Source organism: Paractinoplanes hotanensis (assembly GCF_023717965.1).
Lineage (GTDB): Bacteria > Actinomycetota > Actinomycetes > Mycobacteriales > Micromonosporaceae > Actinoplanes > Actinoplanes polyasparticus.
On record NZ_JAMQOL010000016.1, the window covers coordinates 41612 to 59301 of the forward strand.

Annotated in this window: 14 protein-coding genes and 2 riboswitches; of the genes, 2 read left to right on the top strand and 12 right to left on the bottom strand. The window is 70.3% G+C overall.

The features are described from left to right. Positions 1-243: 243 nt before the first annotated feature. The 3 genes from LXN57_RS13595 to LXN57_RS13605 form a co-directional block, all read right to left on the bottom strand. Positions 244-951 (bottom strand): anti-sigma factor family protein, encoded by a 708-nt coding sequence (locus LXN57_RS13595; protein WP_251798442.1) that lies wholly within the window; start codon positions 949-951, stop codon positions 244-246. Next, the gene (locus tag LXN57_RS13600; protein ID WP_251798443.1) at positions 948-1913 is read right to left on the bottom strand and encodes a DUF1996 domain-containing protein; all 966 of its coding nucleotides are present in this window, start codon (positions 1911-1913) and stop codon (positions 948-950) included. Before LXN57_RS13600 ends, LXN57_RS13595 begins: the two co-directional genes overlap by 4 nt. Positions 1914-2074: 161 nt before the next feature. After that, complete coding sequence (locus LXN57_RS13605; protein ID WP_251798444.1) at positions 2075-3988, bottom strand: zinc metalloprotease; 1914 nt, start codon at positions 3986-3988, stop codon at positions 2075-2077. A gap of 333 nt (positions 3989-4321) precedes the next feature. On the opposite strand from LXN57_RS13605, the gene LXN57_RS13610 reads away from it, so the two are divergent. Beyond that, positions 4322-5977, top strand: coding sequence for a tetratricopeptide repeat protein (locus LXN57_RS13610; RefSeq protein ID WP_251798445.1), 1656 nt, complete (start codon positions 4322-4324; stop codon positions 5975-5977). Between the two features lie 316 nt (positions 5978-6293). Here LXN57_RS13610 and LXN57_RS13615 read toward each other — a convergent pair whose 3' ends face one another. The 8 genes from LXN57_RS13615 to LXN57_RS13650 all read right to left on the bottom strand — a co-directional run bounded on the left by LXN57_RS13615 (position 6294) and on the right by LXN57_RS13650 (position 15435). Beyond that, entirely contained in the window at positions 6294-7364 is a 1071-nt protein-coding gene (locus LXN57_RS13615; RefSeq protein WP_251798446.1) for a lysylphosphatidylglycerol synthase transmembrane domain-containing protein, read from the bottom strand. Between the two features lie 177 nt (positions 7365-7541). After that, positions 7542-8870 (bottom strand): L-serine ammonia-lyase, encoded by a 1329-nt coding sequence (locus LXN57_RS13620; RefSeq protein ID WP_251798447.1) that lies wholly within the window; start codon positions 8868-8870, stop codon positions 7542-7544. Between the two features lie 23 nt (positions 8871-8893). After that, a riboswitch (glycine riboswitch) is annotated at positions 8894-8988 on the bottom strand. Continuing rightward, a riboswitch (glycine riboswitch) is annotated at positions 8989-9111 on the bottom strand. 105 nt (positions 9112-9216) lie between these two features. Beyond that, entirely contained in the window at positions 9217-10410 is a 1194-nt protein-coding gene (locus LXN57_RS13625; RefSeq protein WP_251798448.1) for a glycosyl hydrolase, read from the bottom strand. A 40-nt stretch (positions 10411-10450) separates the two neighbouring features. Next, positions 10451-11263 carry a carbohydrate ABC transporter permease gene (locus LXN57_RS13630; RefSeq protein ID WP_251798449.1) on the bottom strand — a complete coding sequence of 271 codons (813 nt, stop codon included), beginning with the start codon at positions 11261-11263 and terminating at the stop codon, positions 10451-10453. Between the two features lie 53 nt (positions 11264-11316). Further along, positions 11317-12207, bottom strand: a complete 891-nt coding sequence (locus LXN57_RS13635) for a carbohydrate ABC transporter permease (protein ID WP_251798450.1) — start codon at positions 12205-12207, stop codon at positions 11317-11319. Next, positions 12207-13550: an N-acetylglucosamine/diacetylchitobiose ABC transporter substrate-binding protein gene (ngcE, locus tag LXN57_RS13640; RefSeq protein WP_251798451.1), complete on the bottom strand. Its 1344-nt coding sequence runs from the start codon at positions 13548-13550 to the stop codon at positions 12207-12209. The genes LXN57_RS13635 and ngcE overlap by 1 nt, the downstream gene beginning before the upstream one ends. 86 nt (positions 13551-13636) lie before the next feature. Further along, on the bottom strand, positions 13637-14389 hold the full coding sequence (locus LXN57_RS13645) for a sugar isomerase domain-containing protein (RefSeq protein ID WP_251798452.1): 753 nt from the start codon (positions 14387-14389) through the stop codon (positions 13637-13639). Continuing rightward, positions 14386-15435 (bottom strand): MurR/RpiR family transcriptional regulator, encoded by a 1050-nt coding sequence (locus LXN57_RS13650; RefSeq protein ID WP_251798453.1) that lies wholly within the window; start codon positions 15433-15435, stop codon positions 14386-14388. The genes LXN57_RS13645 and LXN57_RS13650 overlap by 4 nt, the downstream gene beginning before the upstream one ends. Positions 15436-15530: 95 nt before the next feature. Here LXN57_RS13650 and LXN57_RS13655 point away from each other — a divergent pair, with 95 nt between their 5' ends. Then, positions 15531-16412 (top strand): N-acetylglucosamine kinase, encoded by an 882-nt coding sequence (locus tag LXN57_RS13655; protein WP_251798454.1) that lies wholly within the window; start codon positions 15531-15533, stop codon positions 16410-16412. An 84-nt stretch (positions 16413-16496) separates the two neighbouring features. Here the strand turns inward: LXN57_RS13655 and LXN57_RS13660 are convergent, their stop codons facing one another. After that, complete coding sequence (locus tag LXN57_RS13660) at positions 16497-17672, bottom strand: FAD-dependent oxidoreductase (protein WP_251798455.1); 1176 nt, start codon at positions 17670-17672, stop codon at positions 16497-16499. Between the last annotated feature and the right edge of the window lie 18 nt (positions 17673-17690).

Sequence of the window (17690 nt, forward strand, 5' to 3'; positions counted from 1 at the left end):
CAGGCCCGCGAGCCGTCAGACCGTCTACCCTCCGAGTCGCCCAACCGTCAGCCGTCAGGCCCCGCGAGCCGTCAGACCGTCAACCCTCCGAGCCGCCAAGCCGCCAGCCGTCCGAACCATCAGACACGCGAGCCGCCGAGCCGTCCGGCTCCGAGCCGCCCGGCCCCGCGTTCAGGCCGCCCAGCTGCCCGGCCCCGAGCCGCTCAGCCCGCCCAGTCGCCTGGCCGCCGAGCCGCTGGGCCGTCAGACGTCGACGCTGGCGAACTGTTTGCCGGCAGTGTTGACGACGCGCACCGACTTCACGTCGTCGGGGGCGATCAGGGCGCTGCCGTTCAGGGTGGTGCCGCCGGCCTCGCCGGCCGGGGAGACCAGCCAGCTGCCGGCCTGGGCCACGTAGCCGTCCTTGGCGACCACCTCGAGCACGCAGCGTTCGCCGGCCGGGATGCCGGAGACGGCTGCGTGGAGGCGCACCCAGCCCGCGGCCGGAGCCACGGCGACGGTGATGCGGGCACCGGTGGCGGCGTCGACGCCGGTGGCGGTGCGGGTGCCGGGGACGGTCGTCGGCTGGGTGGAGACCGCAGGTGTGGGCTGCGCGAGGGGGGTGTCGGGCGCGGTCGTGCGGCCGGCCAGGATGCCGCCACCGATCGCCACCGCGACCAGCACCGCCGCAGCCGAGGAGACGAGGGCCGTACGGCGGCGGTAGTGGGAGGTCGACTCGGTGCGCACCTGGCGAAGCGTGCGCTGCAGCAGCAGGTCGCCCCCATCGGGTGGGCCTTCGAGCAGCATGGGCTCGGGCACCGCTTCGAGGGCAGCGCTCCACTCGCGCAGCGAATCGATCTCGTCGCGGCACTCGGCACAGCCGTCGAGGTGCTCGTCGACCGCCCGGCGCTGCTCGGGCGTCAACGTGTCGAGGAGGTAGCCCGCGATGTCGGCGTGCTCGGAGGCGGTCACGGGACGGACCGTTTGGTCGCGGTGTCGTCGCAGGCCCGGCCGCTGTTGAGGCACTTCACGACGCGGGCCATCACGGGCTCCGGCATGAGGTTGACCAGGAAGCCGTGATCGGTGGCGGGGTCGTGGTCCTGCTCGTCGAACGCGTCGATCTGGTACCGGGTGCCGCGCGGTACCGCGTACGCCATGGTGATCTGCAACCGCGGCACCGCGAACGTGCCGACCGGGCAGCCGCCCCCGGCGACGGGGAAGACGACGTGCTGCCGGTGGTTGGCGCTGTCGAGTTGACGGCCGTCCCAGCAGCTCGGGAAGTCGAAGATCCGCACCACGGCAGCGCCGTCGTCGCAGAGCGGATACTTCATGGTCTGCCTCTCGGGTGTGTCGGAGCAGGTCCACCGGCTGCGGGCCAGCGCGCCCCCGTTGGTGTGAGCGTAGGCGTCACCGACGGCCGCGCGCAGCAATCGCGGCATCGGCAGCACCGGACCCAGCGGGTTGCCGTAGTACGTCATGGTCAGCGAGACCGGCACCTGAACCGGCCCGCCATGCTCATTGTTGCTCGGCCCGGCAAGTCGCAGCACCGCCCAGTAGTACGTGGAGGCGTCGCCGTTGGAACAAGTCGTCGGTTTTCCCACCAGATCGGCCACCGTCGAGTCGACCTGAACCCCGAGATTCCCGATGTAGTCGTGCAGGTGATGCGCGGGCCCCGGCTTGCCCGGCGTGACCACGATGTTCGCCGTGTTGCGGTGCCCCCGCTCGTTGCGGCCGCAATTCCAGCGGTACGACCCGGTGGAGGCGCCCGCCACCGGCCGAACCGCAGCCGGCACGGCCTCGGCGTCGTCCATGGTGGTGTAGTACGGCCCCCACGAGTTCTTGACGAAGTAGATCGCGGCCGCGGTGACCAGCAGCACCACGGCCAGCAACGCCTCGAAAGCGATCACCCGACGCCCGGCCGAAGCCATCGACATGATTCGACGATACCGACCCTTCCCCGTGTCCGGAGGACCCGTAGCCCCGCGGACCCGGCGCCGCGCCGTTCACTCACGGTGTCACCACGCCAGGCCGCGCGCCGCTCCCGGCAGGCTGCCGCCGCGCCGTGTCTGAACGGCGCGGCGGCGGGTGTCGGTCGTCATGGCTGGGCGCGAGGCCCGTCCGGGTCGAGGGTGTCGATGAACTCGTGCGGACTGTGCAGGTCGGGGATGGCGCGGGCCGCGTCCGCCTCGGCGGCCATCGCCTTCGCGGCCGAGCCCGGGTCGACGCCCGACTTCTCGGCGGCCGCGACCACCTTGCCGTACGCCGAGTCAGCCAGCGCGTACGCCGCCCGGTACTCGTGCTTGGCGAACGCCACCTTGGCCAGACCGAGCAGCGCGTCGGCCCGCACCAGGTCACCCCGGGCCTTCCCGCCCGGGATCGTGGCGGCAAGCCGGTTGGCCGCCTCCCAGTGAGCGGCGGTCAGGAAGCGGTCGCTGTTGTCCCGGTCGAACTGCGAGAAGTCCCAGTTGACGTCGATGTAGCTCATCATCGAGTTGCTCTCGTCGCCCGCCCACGCGAAGAACGTCGAACCCGACGGCCCGTAGTCGACCCCGGTCTCGCTGTCGTACCCGTCGTGCGGGTGCGACATGCCCAGGTGGTGGCCGACCTCGTGGATCGTCGTCGTGCTCAGCCCGTAGCCGCTTTCGACAATGCTCTGAGAGAGGAAGTTGAAGACGTACGACTGGTTGCCGGTCGCCCAGTCGTCGTCGGCGAACCCGAGCAGCGACGGGTCGACGTCGGGCGGGAGGACGTAGTTGAACACGGGCAGCTCGTAGTCGACCTTGGCGCCGTCGTCCTTGGTGCGGGCCAGGTTCTCGCGGTTGTAGAGGAACAGGTTGGCGTCCGACGGCAGGCCGCTGTCGGGATAGCAGCTCACGCCGCTCTCGAAGCCGTCGTAGCACTGCCGGTTCTTCGCGTCGAGGGCGAAGTCCTGGTTGTCGTAGTCGACCCTGTTGCGCCAGCGCAGCTCGGCGAGCTCATCGACGATGAGCTTCGGCTTCATGTACTGCCGCGAGGCGTCGACCCCGGGCCAACCCTCGTACGTGTTGCTGTCGATGTTGATCGAACGTGGCGGCTCGGCCGTCGGCAGCTCGACCGGGTACAGCGGCGAGGTCGTCATCAGCAGGTTCAGCGCGACATAGCGGGTGATCTTGCCCAGGTCCCCGGCCAGGGCGCTCGGCGCACGGTAGCCGCCGGCCCTGTATTCCCAGATCGGCGGCATGCGGTAGTCGGCCACGCCGTCACCGTCGACGTCGGCGTTGGTCACGTCGTAGTTGGCCGTCCACGACTCGGGGCCGGCCGACAGGTCATGGAACCAGACCCGCCGGGTGGAGCGCAGGCCGGTCTCCTCGTCGTCGGCCGTGGTGCCGCCCCACGCGATCATCTTGCGGCTGTCGCGGCTGTCGCCGAAGTCGTAGCCGGTGTCGGGGTCGGGCTCGCCGGTCTTGGTGTAGACGTGGAACTTGAAGTCGGCACGGCCGTACCAGTTGATGAAGAAGACGGTGTTGCGCCGGGTGTCCACACCGGCCGGTGGGTGGAAGGCCAGCCACTTCTCCACGCTGGGGGCGTCGATCGTGTGGTTGGCGGTGATGTCGAGAACGCCGCCGGGCTGGGCGTTGTAGGCCGTCTGGTATTGCGTCAGCGGCGCCGGCTTGGCCAGCCTCGACAGCTGCTTGAAGAATCTGTCCTCATACGCGCGATCGGTGTATTTCAGTCTGTAGTCGTACTTGTAGGTGATGCCGAGCTTTTCGACCTTGTCGTACGACAGCCGGGAACGGACCACCGGCTCGTACTTCTTGGCCAGTTGCCCGGTGAAGGCCGATTTGCCGACCTGGGCCGGCTCGTAGCCGAGGAAGACGACGTTGACCGGCACCGTCTCGGTCAGCCTGGGCTGACCGCCCGGGCTCAGGAAGTGATAGCGGTATGCAGGAGCCGCGGCGCCGGCGGGGGTGGCGGATGCCCCGACCAATGCCGCGACCATCAATGCGATGAAGGCGCCTCTCCGTCTCATGCAGACACGTAACCATCAGCGACTGCCGATGGGAAGGCCCTGTGGACAGACGGGCATCGACCCCGGCTGATTGTGGATAACCGATGCCCGCCGGGCGAATTCCGCTACGGTCCCGGCCATGAATCAAGGCACCTCGAACAGGGCATCTCTGTCACTCGATCGATGGACGGCGTCGACGCGGCGCCGCCCGTGGCGGGCCCGGCCCGGCCCGGCGGCGATCCTCCTCGATCCCGCGCGGACCTGCGAAACCTTCCGCCGCGCCGCTCCCTCGCCGGACGATCCGCCCGCCACCTGCGCTGCTCCGGCCGTTGGGCGGGGCCGCTATAAACCCCCATGACGTACGCGCATCCCGTCCCGCCCGAGGAGGTTGCCGTCATGGGGGCGCCCGACTCTGTCCCGGTCACCGATCCGCACACCGTCCCGCCGCCACCCAGCGTGCCCGCGCCCCGGGTCCCGCCCGGCGTGACGCCCCCGTCCGACGGCGTGCCCGATCACCTACGGGATTCCTCGACCGGCGTGCTCCCGTGGGAAGCCCAGCCGGAAACCGGCCCGGGCGGCGGGCCAGCGCCCTCCGAACGCCCACTGGACATCGAGCCGGACCGGCCGGAGGGGTTGCTTGAGCTGTCCCCCGGCTTGCCCGCCGCCGGGGCAGACGCGCCGGGCAGCTCGCCGGCCGACACGTCCTATCGGCCGGACAGCTCACTGGACGCCGGAACAGAGCGGCCAGACAGCACGCGACCCGGTGGGCCACATCGGCATGACGCCTCGTCGGATCCCCAAGCAGAGCGGCAAGACAACATGCCGCCCGGCGGGCTGGAGAAGCCGGACGACCCGCTGGACGCCGGAACAGAGCTGTCAGACGGTTCGCTGGACAAGGCTGGCTCGCTCGACCAGGCCAGCTCACTGGACAACGCCAGCTCACTGAACGAGGCCGAGGCCGGCTCGCTAAACAAGGCCGGCTCAGCGGACGGGGCCGGCTCAGCGGACGGGGCCGGCTCAGCGGACGGGGCCGGCTCAGCGGACGGGGCCGGCTCAGTGGACGGGGCCGGCTCGTCGCTCGGGGCCGTCTCAGCGGACGGGGCCGGCTCGTCGCTCGGGGCACGGCTGCGCCGTCGTCAGATCGACGAGCAATCGGCGCGGTCGACGACCGACGGGCTTGCACCAGCCGTGCCGAGACAGCGGGATCCCGCCACCGTTCCCGGGGACATCGGCACGGCCATCGAAACGCTGGGCGACCAGAATCCCGCGGCGGCCCAGCTTCTCTGTCTGTGCGCGGTGCTGCACAAGGCGCCGGTGCCGGTCGACGTGTTCACCCGCTCGCTGGGCCGGCTGCCGCGACCGCTCGGCGGGGTCGCTCCGATCCAGTTCAACCGGCTCGTGGCGGCCCTGGTCGAGCTCGGCCTGGCTCGGCGCGGCGCTGACGGCCTGCTGGTCCCCGAACCGGTGCGCACGGCCGTCCGGGACGACCTGGGTGAGGCGGCTTCCGCGGTCTGCCGCTCGTACGCGGGTGAGCTGGTGGCAGCGGCCGTTCCCGACGAGGTCGAGGCGTCGACGTCCTGGCCCCGCTGGGCTGCCCTGGCGCCGCACCTGATCGCGTCCGATGCCGCCCACAGCACCGACCAGGCGCTGAGAACCGCCGCCTGCCGCCTGGTGGAAAGCCTGCTGTACCGGGGAAAGGCCCGCCCGGCCCGCACCATCGCTGCCGAACTGCACAGGGGCTGGCGTGACGTGCTCGGCTCCGACCATCCGGACACGCTGCGCTGCGCCCACGAATTGTCCCGCGCCCTGATCGCGGCCGGCGCCCTGCTCCCGGCCCGCAAGCTGCTCGATGACACGGTCGACCGCCTCGTCACCCGGCTCGGCTCCAGCCACCCGCAGACCCGGGTGGCCGCCGAAACCCGCCGCGGCGTCCTCATCCGCATGGGCGGCATGCCCCGCCCCGACGGCGCACGCCCGAAAGCGGCCCACCGCCGCCGCAAACAATCCTGACCGCACCCTGAACGAGCCGACTGCGGTTGCGGGTTCGGCCGGAGCTGCGAAACCAACGAACGGCGATGCCGCCGTCACCGAGCAGCTCGCGCAGCGGCACAGCACGGCTACCTCGCGGCAAAGCCGAGATTGCCACCGCGCCCATCAACTCACGCGCGGTACAACCAAAGCCACCGCGCCCGTCAACTCACGCTCTGGCATAACGAGAGCCGCCCCGCGGCGAAGCCCAAGACCACCGAAGCCACCGCGAGCCATCAATCCACGAACGGCACTACCAAAGCCACCCCGCGGCCAAGCCCAAAACCACCGCAGCCCATCAGCTCACGGGCGACACGACCGTAGCCGCCCCGCGGCGAAGCCAGAGCGCGGCTACGCCCCCGGCGGGGAGAAGCAGCCAGCACGAGATCAGGCGGTAGATGAGCACGGCGGCGGCCGCGGTGACCGCGGTGGCTCCGGCGGCGGTCAGTCCGGCCACGAGGGCGGTGTCGATCACGCCCACGCCGCCCGGGGTCAGCGGAACCTGACGAACGATCTGCACGCCGAGATAGATGCCGGCCAGCGTGGTGATGCCCACCGGAAGACCGACGGCCCGGCAGGTGGCGACCAGGCAGAGCAGGTCTGTGAGCCAGTTGACGGCGTAGTAGAGCGTGCCGACCACCCACTCGCGAGCGCGCAGGGCAGCACCGGCCCGCCAGGCCTCGCGGGCCGAGGCAAGAGTCCGGCGCAGGAAGGCCGCGACCCGGTTGTCCGATCGCGGCCGTGCGGGCCCAGCCTCGGCCGGCCGGCGCATCAGAAGGCGACCACCGATGACCGCGGCCGCGGTCAGGGCGACCAGGCCGGCGATCACCATGAGCGGCTCCGGCCCGGCTAGCAGCCCCGGGTCACGGGTCAGCACCGCGGCGCCGCCGGCCACGTAGAGCAGGGCCAGCCCACCGATCGAGGCCAGCCCCGAGACGATCATCGAGGCGGCCGCGACCTCTTTCGAGGCGCCCGCGCGCACGTACTGCCGGCCCGCGTAACCGGCCGAGACCGCGGAGCCGACCGGCATCGAGATGGAGATCGCGGTCCGCGACAGGGTGACGGCCATCGTGAAGCCCGCCCCCAGCCGTACGCCGAAAGCCCGCAGAATCTGCCGCTGCTGCCAGGCGAACGCACCCAGCGACACGACTTGCAGCACCACGGCGAGGGTGATCCACCTGTAGTCGGCGCCGGTCAGCGCGCCCAGGAACTCGCGCGGGTCGGGAAACCGCCCCCGCAGCCCGAACGCCGCCAGCCCCAGTGCCGCGAGCACGACCAGCGGCACTCGCAGCCGCCGCCACCAGTCCGGCCGTGCGCCGCCAGCGGGCGCGCCGGGAGAGGGCCGCAGCTCAGACCGGGTTCGGAACACCCGGTGATCGTGGCAAACGCGATCAACCCGAGCCACCCGCTGTGATGTTCGTGTCACGAACACCCGTCCAACGGCAGCTTCACCGGTCGGCGGTCGGGGCGGTAATAACCCGAACCGGGCCGGGTGGATCAGCGTTCAGCCGATCTGCTGAAGGTACGCCGGAGGCAGTCGTAGCGGTCAGCACTCGATGACGTTGACGGCGAGGCCGCCGCGGGCTGTCTCCTTGTATTTGACCTTCATGTCGGCGCCGGTCTCCTTCATGGTTTTGATGACCTTGTCGAGGGAGACGTGGTGGCGGCCGTCGCCGCGCAGGGCCATGCGGGCCGCCGTGACCGCCTTGACCGCGGCCATGCCGTTGCGTTCGATGCACGGGATCTGCACCAGGCCGCCCACCGGGTCGCAGGTCAGGCCCAGGTTGTGTTCCATGCCGATCTCGGCTGCGTTCTCGACCTGTTCGGGCGTGCCGCCCAGCACCTCGGCCAGGCCGGCCGCCGCCATCGCGCAGGCCGAGCCGACCTCGCCCTGGCAGCCCACCTCGGCTCCGCTGATCGAGGCGTTCTCCTTGAAGAGCAGGCCGATCGCCCCGGCCGCCAGCAGGAAGCGCACCACGCCCTCGTCGTCGGCGCCGGGCACGAAGCGCATGTAGTAGTGCAGCACGGCCGGGATGATGCCGGCCGCGCCGTTGGTGGGCGCGGTGACGACCCGGCCGCCGGCCGCGTTCTCCTCGTTCACGGCCATCGCGTACGCGGTGAGCCACTCCATCGCGTGCTCCGGGGCCCGGCCGGCTGCCCGCAACTGCCGGGCCGTGGTCGCCGCGCGACGGCGCACCTTGAGGCCGCCGGGCAGCACGCCCTCGGCCTCGAGCCCGGCCGCCACGCATTCCTGCATGACCCGCCAGATGTTCAGCAGCCCGTCCCGGACAGAATCGGCCGACCGCCAGGCCGTCTCGTTCGCCAGCATCAGCCGCGAGATCGACAATCCGGTGGCCGACGTCAGCGCCAGCAGGTCGCCGCCGCTGGTGAACGGGTGGGTCAGCTCGACCGCGGACGGCCGCAGCACCCCGCCCTCCGCGATGACGAACCCGCCGCCCACCGAGTAGTAGGTCTTCCGCACGAGCTCGGCGCCCTCGGCGGAGTACGCGGTGAACGTCATGCCGTTGGGGTGGCCGGGCAGCGTACGGCGCCGGTGCAGCACCACGTCGACCTCGGCGTCCGCCCCGCACGGCAGCGTGAGCAGCCCCCGGCTGTGAATGGCAGCCGCCCGCGCGTCCGCGCCCGCGACATCCACCGTTTCCGGGTCTGCGCCCTCGAGCCCGAGCAGCACCGCCTTGGGCGTGCCGTGCCCGTGCCCGGTCGCGCCCAGCGAGCCGAACAGCTCAGCGCGTACCGAGGCGGTGCGGTCGTCGAGTTGGCGGGCGAACATGCGGGCGGCGCGCATCGGGCCGACCGTGTGCGAGCTGGACGGGCCGATACCCACGGAGAACAGGTCGAAAACGGACACAGCCATGCGGAAGCTCCTTCGAGAGGTGGCTCCCTCGCTCTGTCATGGGGCCTGAGAGCTTCATCGACACGAGGAGCGGCGATTTGCACCTTGGGCGCGGGCGAACCCGGCTTTCCAGAGTTGCCCGACCATCGCGGTACGGGTGCCTGAGAGATTCTGAGGGAGAAGTTGCTCCTTCGGCGCCCCGCGGCCGGACCCGGCGACAAGCGTCGCGCGGCCGGAACGGGAACTCTCCCGCGGCGGTCAAGTGGCTGTTCAGTTGTGGGACGAAAGCTATCGACGCCCGGGTGAACGGGTCAAGATCCTGCGGGGAAGCGGGACACGACGGTCCCGCCTCCCCCAGGTTAACCGGTCAGCAGCGGCCCAGGTCCTGCCACTGCTCGGTCCAGCCCGGTTCCGAACCCTGTGTCCAGTAGCGGGCGCGCCACAGGTGCACACCGTCGCCGGACTTGGGTCCGCTCGGGTCGCCGAACTTGCTCTTCTCGTGCTTCACCAGGTTGCCGCCGGTGTAAACGGACGAGAACGCCCAGTTCGGCGCATCACTGCAGCTCGTACCGGGCGGCGGGGTCGTAGGCGGGGTCGTGGGCGGAGTCGTCGGCGGGGTGGTCGGTGGAGTCGTCGGCGGGGTGGTCGTACAGCCGCCGGTCGAGGCCACCGTGTCGACGAAGGTGCTGCCGGCCGACCGGTAACCCCCGGTCCGCGAGGTCACCTGGGACGGTGACAGCACCTGGTTCTTGGCGAACAGCACCCAGTCGACCTGCTGGATGTAGGTGCTGAGGCCGCCCGAGTGGGTGGCCAGGTCGATGAACCACAGGTTCCAGTTGATCGTCATCGTCTGGCGCGGGAAGTACTTGCCGCCGTGGTCGCCGACCTGCACGCCGTCGATGTAGTAGACGACGTGCCCGTCGGCCACCTGGGCCACCAGGTCGTGCCACCCGTCGAGCGAGCTGCGCTGCTCGGAGTGCAGGTTGTCGGCGTACCAGGGCTCGTTGCGGTAGGTGTACCAGGTCGTCTGGTAGTTGATCGGCCCCTGCTCGCCCCACCCGCCGTTGGGCAGATATTCGGAGATGTCGAGCTCGCTGTAGGTGGGGTCGAGGTCGCCGTTGAGCGGGCTGATCGTGAAGAACGTCTGGTTGATGTGGTCGCCGTCGTTGCCGCTGACCGGCGTGTCGGTGAAGCGGACCCGGCTGGCGTAGGTGCCCTCGAGGTAGCGCTTCTGGGTCGAGTACAGCTCGGCGTGCTTGGTGCCGGCGGCGGTGCCGTCGGTCGAGGCGGTCAGCTGCATGACCTTCTGGCCGCTGTTGGTGGGGAAGCTGATGGCGGCCGGCGACCAGTTGGCGCCGGGCACGCCCGGGCCGCCCTGGTAGCTGCGGGGCGTCCAGCCGTTGGCGGCCAGCGCGGGGTCGGACGACGAGCTGTAGCTGAAGTCGTCGAACAGGTAGCCGCAGTCGGCGGCCGACGCGGATTCCGAGGTGACGGCGACGGCGCCGACTCCCGTGAGCGCGGCCACCAAGAGAGCAGCGCATTTACGTCTGTCGATCTTCACGAGCAGACTCCTCCCAAAGAGGAAAGGGGATGAAGGGGAGTTACTTGACCGCGCCGGCGGTCATTCCGGCGCGGATGTGCCGTTGGAACGCGACGTAGGCGACGAGCACCGGCAGCATGGCAATGGTCAAGCCGGCGAACAGGCCGCTCCAGTCGCTGCGATACCCCTGACTGACCGACAGGGCGGCCAGACCCTGCGCCAGGACGTACCGGTCCGGGTCGGGATTGAGAACCAGCGGGAGCAGATACTGGTTCCAGAGCCCGAGGAAATTGAAGATGCCGACCGCGACCAGCCCGGGACGGGCGAGCGGCAGCATGACACGGAAGAAGACGGCGCCGTGCGAGCAGCCGTCGAGCACAGCGGCCTCGGCGATCTCGCTCGGCAGCGTACGGAAGAACGAATGAAGAAAGAAGACCGTGAACGGCACGGCGTACGCGGTGTAGACGAGGATCAGCCCGGCGTAGGTGCCCAGCAGGCCCAGTTGCTGCACCACGAAGAACAGCGGCACGAGCGCCAGGAAAACGGGGAAGAACATGGCCGCGACGAACATGTAATAGATTGCCCGGTTGCCGCGGAACTCATACCGGGCCAGCGCGTACGCCACCAGTGCGCCCAGCAGCATGGTGAGCAGCAGGGCGGCGCCGACGACGATCAGGCTGTTGAGGAAATAGCGCCCGATGCTGGCCGCCGTCCACGCCCGCCCCCAGTTGTCCCACTGCGGCGACGCCGGCAGCGACCACGGCGAGTTCAGGATCTCGTCGTCGGTCTTGAACGAGCTGATCACGGCCCAGAGCAGCGGCAACGCCGTCACCACGGCCCAGCAGAACATGGCCAGCCCCGGGAGGGGATTCATCCGTTTTTCCGCAGGCAAGGAAGGCGCGGCGACCGGCCTTGTCTCCAGCATTGTCATGCCAGCTCCAACCGTTCGCGGCGGCCCGATCGCAGAGCAAGCACGGCCAGCGTCAAAGTGGCGAAGAACAGGGCGACCCCCATGGCCGAGGCATAGCCGAATTTCCCGTATGTGAAGGCCGTCCGATACAGCGACAGTCCGATCACCTCGGTGGCCCCGTCCGGCCCGCCGGGCCCCACCGTCATGACCTGCACAACAGCGAAGGCATCCAACGCCGCGATCCCCAGATAGACGAAGGCGACCTGCACCGTTTCGCGGACGAGCGGCAAGGTGACCCGGGAGAACGTCGCCCACTTCCCGGCCCCGTCCAGCAGGGCCGCCTCGAACAGCTCGCGCGGAATCCCCTCGATGGCCGCGCTGAACAGAACGACGTAGAAACCCACCGACGACCAGATCAGCACCGCCATCACGGCCGTCAGCGCGAACGCCGGCTCGGCCAGCCAGGAATGGGCCAGTCCGCCCAGTCCCACCGCCCGCAGCCCCGAGTTCAGCAGGCCGGTGTTCGGGTTGTAGACGAACCCCCACAACACCGCGATCACCACGAGCGACAGCAACTGCGGGAAGAAGTAGACGATCCGGTATCCCTGTCCGAGCCGCGGCGACGAGGTGCGCAGCATCGACGCCAGGAACAGCCCGATGGCAATGGTCACCAGCGGCACGACGATGAGCAGCACGGCGTTGTTCCGCACCGCGTCGAGAAAGAGCGAGTCGCCGCCGAGGCGGACGTAGTTGTCCGCCCCGACGAATTGCGCCTCGCCGGCCACCCCGGTCCAGTCGGTCAGTGACAGCCAGAACGCCTGCGCGTACGGCGACAGCACGAAGACGACGTGCAGCACCAGGGCAGGCACCAGCGCGCCGAGCAGGAACCGCCAGCGGCCGTGCCGCATCAGCGGGTGAACTTCGTGACGGTCGAGTCCTTGGCCACCGCGTCGGCCGCCTTCTGGATGCGCGTCGACCAGTCGGCCGGGCTGATCCGCTTGTTCACCAGCTCCCCCGTGGCGTCGTCCACCGCCTTGGCGAGGGGCGCGTACCACGTACGGAATCGGTAGGTGAACGTGTCGGACCCGGCCGCCGTGACCGCGTCGCGCACCGAGCCCAGCCCCGACGAGAGCGTGAGCCCGTCGGTCGCGCCGGCCACCGCGGGCAGGGTGCTGTTGGCCTCGGCGAACGCGGTCGCCGACTGCTTCGAGAACAGGATCCGCAGGTACTCCTGGCCGCCGGCCGGGTTCTTGGCCTTGGCCGGCACCAGGAACGACTCGCTGCTGGCGGCCTGCACCGCGGTCACCGGCAGCTTGTCCGACGACGACCGGGCCGGAACCGTGCCCATGACCATGTCGAAGCCGGCCGGCGCGACACCCTTCTGCTCGCTCTCGAGCCAGGAGCCGCACGGGATGAACGCGGCCTTCTTCTGGCACCACGCGGCCTGGGCCTCGGTGTGCGACAACGCCTCGGAGCCGGTCATCAGATAGCCCTGCCCGGCCAGTTCGGCGAACGCCGTCGCCGCCTGCACGAGCCCGTCCTGCTTCCACGCGCCCGGCTGCAGGTTGTCGACCGCCTTGACCAGGTCGGCGCCGCCGGTCTTGGCCGCCATCGACAGCAGCGGATCGTTGACGTACTCCGGGTATTTGCCCTGGTAGGTCCACGGCGCCACGCCGGTCTTCTTGATCTCGCCGCAGAGCGCGACCATCTCGTCCCACGTCTTCGGGTACGTCCAGCCGCGCTCAGCGAACAGCGACTTCGAATACCAGAGACCCCACACCGTGTACGTGAAATTGAGCGCGACGGTCTTCCCGGCGAACGTGCCGTCGTCGACCACGCCCGGCAGCAGCGTGTCGCGCACCTTCGTGCCGGGCTGGTCGAGGCTGGGCGCGTCGAGCAGATCGGCCAGGTCGGTCACCTGCGAGGCGCCGACCAGGGTGGCGATGTCGAGGCGGCCGGCGCCGGTGTTGTCGACGACGTCGGGCGGGGTGCCGGCCACGAAGCGGGGCTGCATGGCCTCGCCGACCTTCTGCAGGCCCTTGTGGTCGATCTTGGCCTGCGGGTACTTCTGCTGGTACGTGGCCTCGGCCTTCACCGCGTACTCGTCGCCGTACCCGCCCTTGAAGACGACCACCTCGAGCGGAGCGTCGGCCTTGACCCCCAGGGGGTTTTCGGCGGTCTTCTCGGCGTTGCTCTCGGCGGGCTTGTCCGACGAAGTCCCGGACGTGACACAGCCCCCCAACGCCGGCACCGATATCAAAGCGGCCGTCCGGAGCAGCGTTCTCCGAGTGGGATAGGGTCTGACCTGGGAATCAGGGTTCATGACGGGCTCTCTTCCTATGCGGTGCGCCGGATGCGCCCGGCGTACCGCGCCTCGATCTCCGCGTTGTGTTCCTTGCCGCCGGGCACGTTGTCCGACAGGTAGACGGGCGGGGTGATCCCCGCCGCGAGCAGACGGGCGACCACCTCGGTGACGATCTGCTGGGCCAGCAGCGCCGCGGTGATCGACGAGACGGCGCCGACCGCTCCCCCGCCCGGCAGCGGAAGCGCGGCGTCGCCGTACGGGGCACCGTTGTCCAGCACCACGTCCGCGATCTCGCCGAGCTTGCGGCCGCTCGGGTGCCGGCTCGTCACCCCGGCCGAATGCTCGGCCGACGTGATCGCCACGAGCTTGTGCCCGCGCTCCTTGACCAGCAGCGCCATCTCGACCACGGCGCCGTTGATGCCGGAGTTGGAGGCGATGACGAAGACGTCGTCCGGCTTGATCGGCGCCAGCTCGTAGAGCCGGTGCGCGATGTCCGGGCTGCGTTCGACGGCCGGGTCGGCCAGCGCCTCGAGCGGCTCGCCGCCGTAGAGCACGATGTCGCGCAGGGCGATCCGGTTGGTCGGGACCAGTCCCCCCGCCCGGCCGGCGATCTCCATGGCCAGGGCCTCGGAGTGCCCGCAGCCGAAGGCCTGGATCACTCCCCCGTTGGCCACAGCCTCGGCCAGGAGATCGGCTGCCTGTTGTTTCTGCTCGTCCTGGCCGCTGCCGACACGATCGACGGCTCTTCTCACGACGGTCAGGTAGTCGTCGCTGGTGACGCTCACGGCTGTCCTTTCGGGCGCCCGCGCTCTGACTGAGCTCGGGCATCAGGACGCCCGCGCTCTGACTGAGCTCGGGCATCAGGACGCCCGCGCTCTGACTGAGCTCGGGCATCAGGGCGCCCGCGCTCTGACTGAGCTCGGGCATCTGGGCGCCCGCGCTTGCGGGTCGGGATCTTCTCGGGCAGTCGGTGGGCGTCGACCGCGCGCACGGTCAGTTCCAGCGCGTCGGCGGTCCGCTCATAGGTGCGCTGGGCCACCGCGACATAGATCGTGTCGAGCACCAGCAGCTGCGAGTGCAGCGCGGAGAGCGCGGCCAGGCGGAACGTCGTCTCCTGGACCGCGGTGGTGAAGACGACGTCGGCCACCTCGGCCAGCGGCGACCGGCTGAAGCTGGTGACGGCGACGGTCAGCGCGCCGTGATCGGCCGCCTCGGCCAGGGTTTCGATCACTTCCCGCGTACGACCGGAGTGGCTCAGCCCGATGGCCACGTCACCCGGTAGCGTCAGCGCCGCGTTGGTGAGCGCGGTGTGCGAATCGGTGCGGTGCCAGACGGGCACCCGGATGCGCTCCAGCCGGAAGGCCATCTCGCGGGCCGACGTGCCGCTCGAACCCAGCCCGAAGATCTCGACCCGCTTGGCCTCCGCGATCGCGGCCGCCACCTGCTCGATCGCCCCCACGTCGAGCCCCGCCGCGGTGTCCTGGATGGCCCGGGTGTCGGCCGTGGTGACCACGGCGAGCACGTCGGTGAGCGGGTCGCCGGGCGCGATGTCCCCGCTGATGTCGGTCTCCCACCGCGCCTGCTCGGCCCGCCCGGTCTCGGTGGCGATGGCCACCCGCAGGTTGGCGTAGCCCTTGAACCCCAGCGTGCGGCTGAACCGGGTGACGGTCGCGGTCGACGTCCCCGACCGCTCGGCCAGATCGACGATGCTGGCATGCGCCGCGGTCTCCGGATCGGCCAGAATGGTCTCGGCGATGCGGGCCAGCGCCTCCGGCATCTGCGGCCCCTCGATGCGCAGCCGCCCGAGCAGCCCTCCGCTCTCACCCGTCACTTCGGTCATCCTTTTCATCGATGGCTGTTGCTGATGAAAATTACGACCGTCGACGCCACTAGTCAACAACTGTTTCCTATGTTTCGATCCCTGGCATGGACCTGGTGGTGGGCGTGGACGCCGGCGGCACCTCGACCCGGGCCGTCGTGGCCGAGGTGCACGGCGCAGTGATCGGCCGCGGCTCGGCGGGCCCGGGCAATCCCCTGACAGCCGGCTTCGAGGCAGCCGCCGAAGCCATGGGCAGCGCCGTGCGCACCGCTCTCGGCACGCTGCCACCGGCCCGGGTCGCGCGCGGCGTGCTGGGTATAGCCGGGACGAGCTGCCTGACGGCGGGCAACGGCCTTCCCGCGTACGAGAAGGTCTGGAATTCGTTGGGCCTGACCGCCCCTATGATGGTCGTCGGCGACGTGGTGACCGCCTTCGCGGCCGGCACCCACGCGCCGTCCGGCGTCGTGCTGATCGCCGGCACCGGCGCGATAGCCGCCCAGATCGACGGCGAGCGGGTGATGCGCACAGTGGACGGCAACGGCTGGCTGCTGGGCGACTTCGGCTCGGGCCGCTGGATCGGCTTGGCCGCGTTACGCGCCGCCGTACGCGACTGGTCCTCGCCCTTCGCCGCCGCAGTGGCCGACCAGGTGAGCGTGACCTCGGCCGACGACTTGGTGGCCTGGGCCCAGCGCCTGCCCTTCCCCGAGATCGACGCCCTGGCGCCCCTCGTGTGCGAGCTGTCCCAGCTGGCCGACCCGCAGGCCCGCGCGATCACCTCGTCGGCCGCCGCCGAGCTGGTCAGCACGCTCGACCAGGTCTCCCCCACGGGCCCGGTCGTGCTGGCCGGCAGCCTTCTGTCCAACGACACGCCCGTACGCGAGAAGGTCCGCGCCATCCTGCACAGCCGCGCCGTCGAGACGACCACCAGCACCGACCCGGCCGCGGGGGCCGCCCGCCTGGCCGCCCGAGCCCTGGCGAATTCCCGGTAGGTCGCCGAACCCCGCCGGCCGGGCGGCCTTCGACCTGAGCCGACAGGCCTGTCCGCGCCCCACCCGTCGACCCGCTTCCTGCGGTCAAACTCGCCGGTCGCGGTGACGGAGATTCTCGATCGGCCGCGCCACGCTCGACAGCAGCGCCATCCCGTTGAAGAACGCGGCGAGCTTGCGAGGTGGTCCGCCGGTGAACATCATGGTCAAGCCCTTCGCGGACGCAGCGGCGGCCTTCTTGCCTCTGCGAAACATCTTCTTCTCGTACGCCATGATCGCGGCGTTCACCTCGCCGTGCTCGACGATCGCGCGGGCCAGGTCGGCGCCGTCGATCAGGGCGAGGTTGGCCCCTTCCCCGGCGAACGGTGGCATCACGTGAGCCGCGTCGCCGACGAGCGTGACCCCGGGAACGTGCTCCCAGGTGTGGCCGACCGGGAGCGCATAGATCGGGCGCGACCAGATGGTGTCGTCGCACTCCCTGATCAGATCGGTCAACGACGTGTCCCAATCGGGGAACTCCCGCAGCAGCGCTGCCCGCGCCGCCGGAGGATCAGTCCAGTCGATCCCGCTCGCGGTGACCCAGTCCTCTGGTACGCGCATGCCGCAGCCGAGCGCGATCTGGTCACCGCCGTGCCCGCCGATGTATTTGTTGTCGGAGAGTGCGAAGAGGCTTCCGCTGCCGGTGACCTCCAGTGCTCGCGGGTGCCGGGTCGCCGCGTCCGAGAGCCGGATCTCCACCAGCGTGATCCCGGTGTACGCCGGGCGCACGGCAGTGAGCAGTGCCCTGACTTTCGACCACGCGCCGTCGGCTCCGATGATCAGATCGGCCTGTGCGGCGGCGCCGTCGGCGAACCCGAGCAGAGTCCCCGCGCCTTCCGATCGGACCGCGGTGACCTTGCTCCCCCAGACGATCGTGCCCGGCTCGAGCGACTCGACCAGCAGACGGCGCAGCACCTTCCGGTCGATCTCCGGACGTCCGTGGCCGCCGGCCGGCTCCTGGCGATCGACGTAGACGTGCGCGTTCTTGTCGAGGACCCGGATCGCCTCGCCGCCGGCATGGGTGTTCCGGCGGAATTCCTCGTGGAGACCCGCTTGTCTGAGCGCTTCCCGACCGGTTCCGGTGTGGATGTCGAGCGATCCGCCCTGCTGCCGCACCTCTTCGGACTCGTCCATTTCGTAGATGGACACCGGGATGTCGTTCAATTGAAGGATCCGGGCACAGACCAGGCCGCTGAGGCCGGCGCCCACGATGGCAATCGACATGTCTCTTCTCCTTGCCAG

Coding starts and splice junctions, on each gene's coding strand:
- LXN57_RS13630 (WP_251798449.1), bottom strand. CDS start 11,263: ATGAATCCCCTCCCGGGGCTGGCCATGTTCTGCTGGGCCGTGGTGACG.
- LXN57_RS13635 (WP_251798450.1), bottom strand. CDS start 12,207: ATGCGGCACGGCCGCTGGCGGTTCCTGCTCGGCGCGCTGGTGCCTGCC.
- LXN57_RS13610 (WP_251798445.1), top strand. CDS start 4,322: ATGACGTACGCGCATCCCGTCCCGCCCGAGGAGGTTGCCGTCATGGGG.
- LXN57_RS13660 (WP_251798455.1), bottom strand. CDS start 17,672: ATGTCGATTGCCATCGTGGGCGCCGGCCTCAGCGGCCTGGTCTGTGCC.
- LXN57_RS13655 (WP_251798454.1), top strand. CDS start 15,531: ATGGACCTGGTGGTGGGCGTGGACGCCGGCGGCACCTCGACCCGGGCC.
- LXN57_RS13620 (WP_251798447.1), bottom strand. CDS start 8,870: ATGGCTGTGTCCGTTTTCGACCTGTTCTCCGTGGGTATCGGCCCGTCC.
- LXN57_RS13600 (WP_251798443.1), bottom strand. CDS start 1,913: ATGTCGATGGCTTCGGCCGGGCGTCGGGTGATCGCTTTCGAGGCGTTG.
- LXN57_RS13605 (WP_251798444.1), bottom strand. CDS start 3,988: ATGAGACGGAGAGGCGCCTTCATCGCATTGATGGTCGCGGCATTGGTC.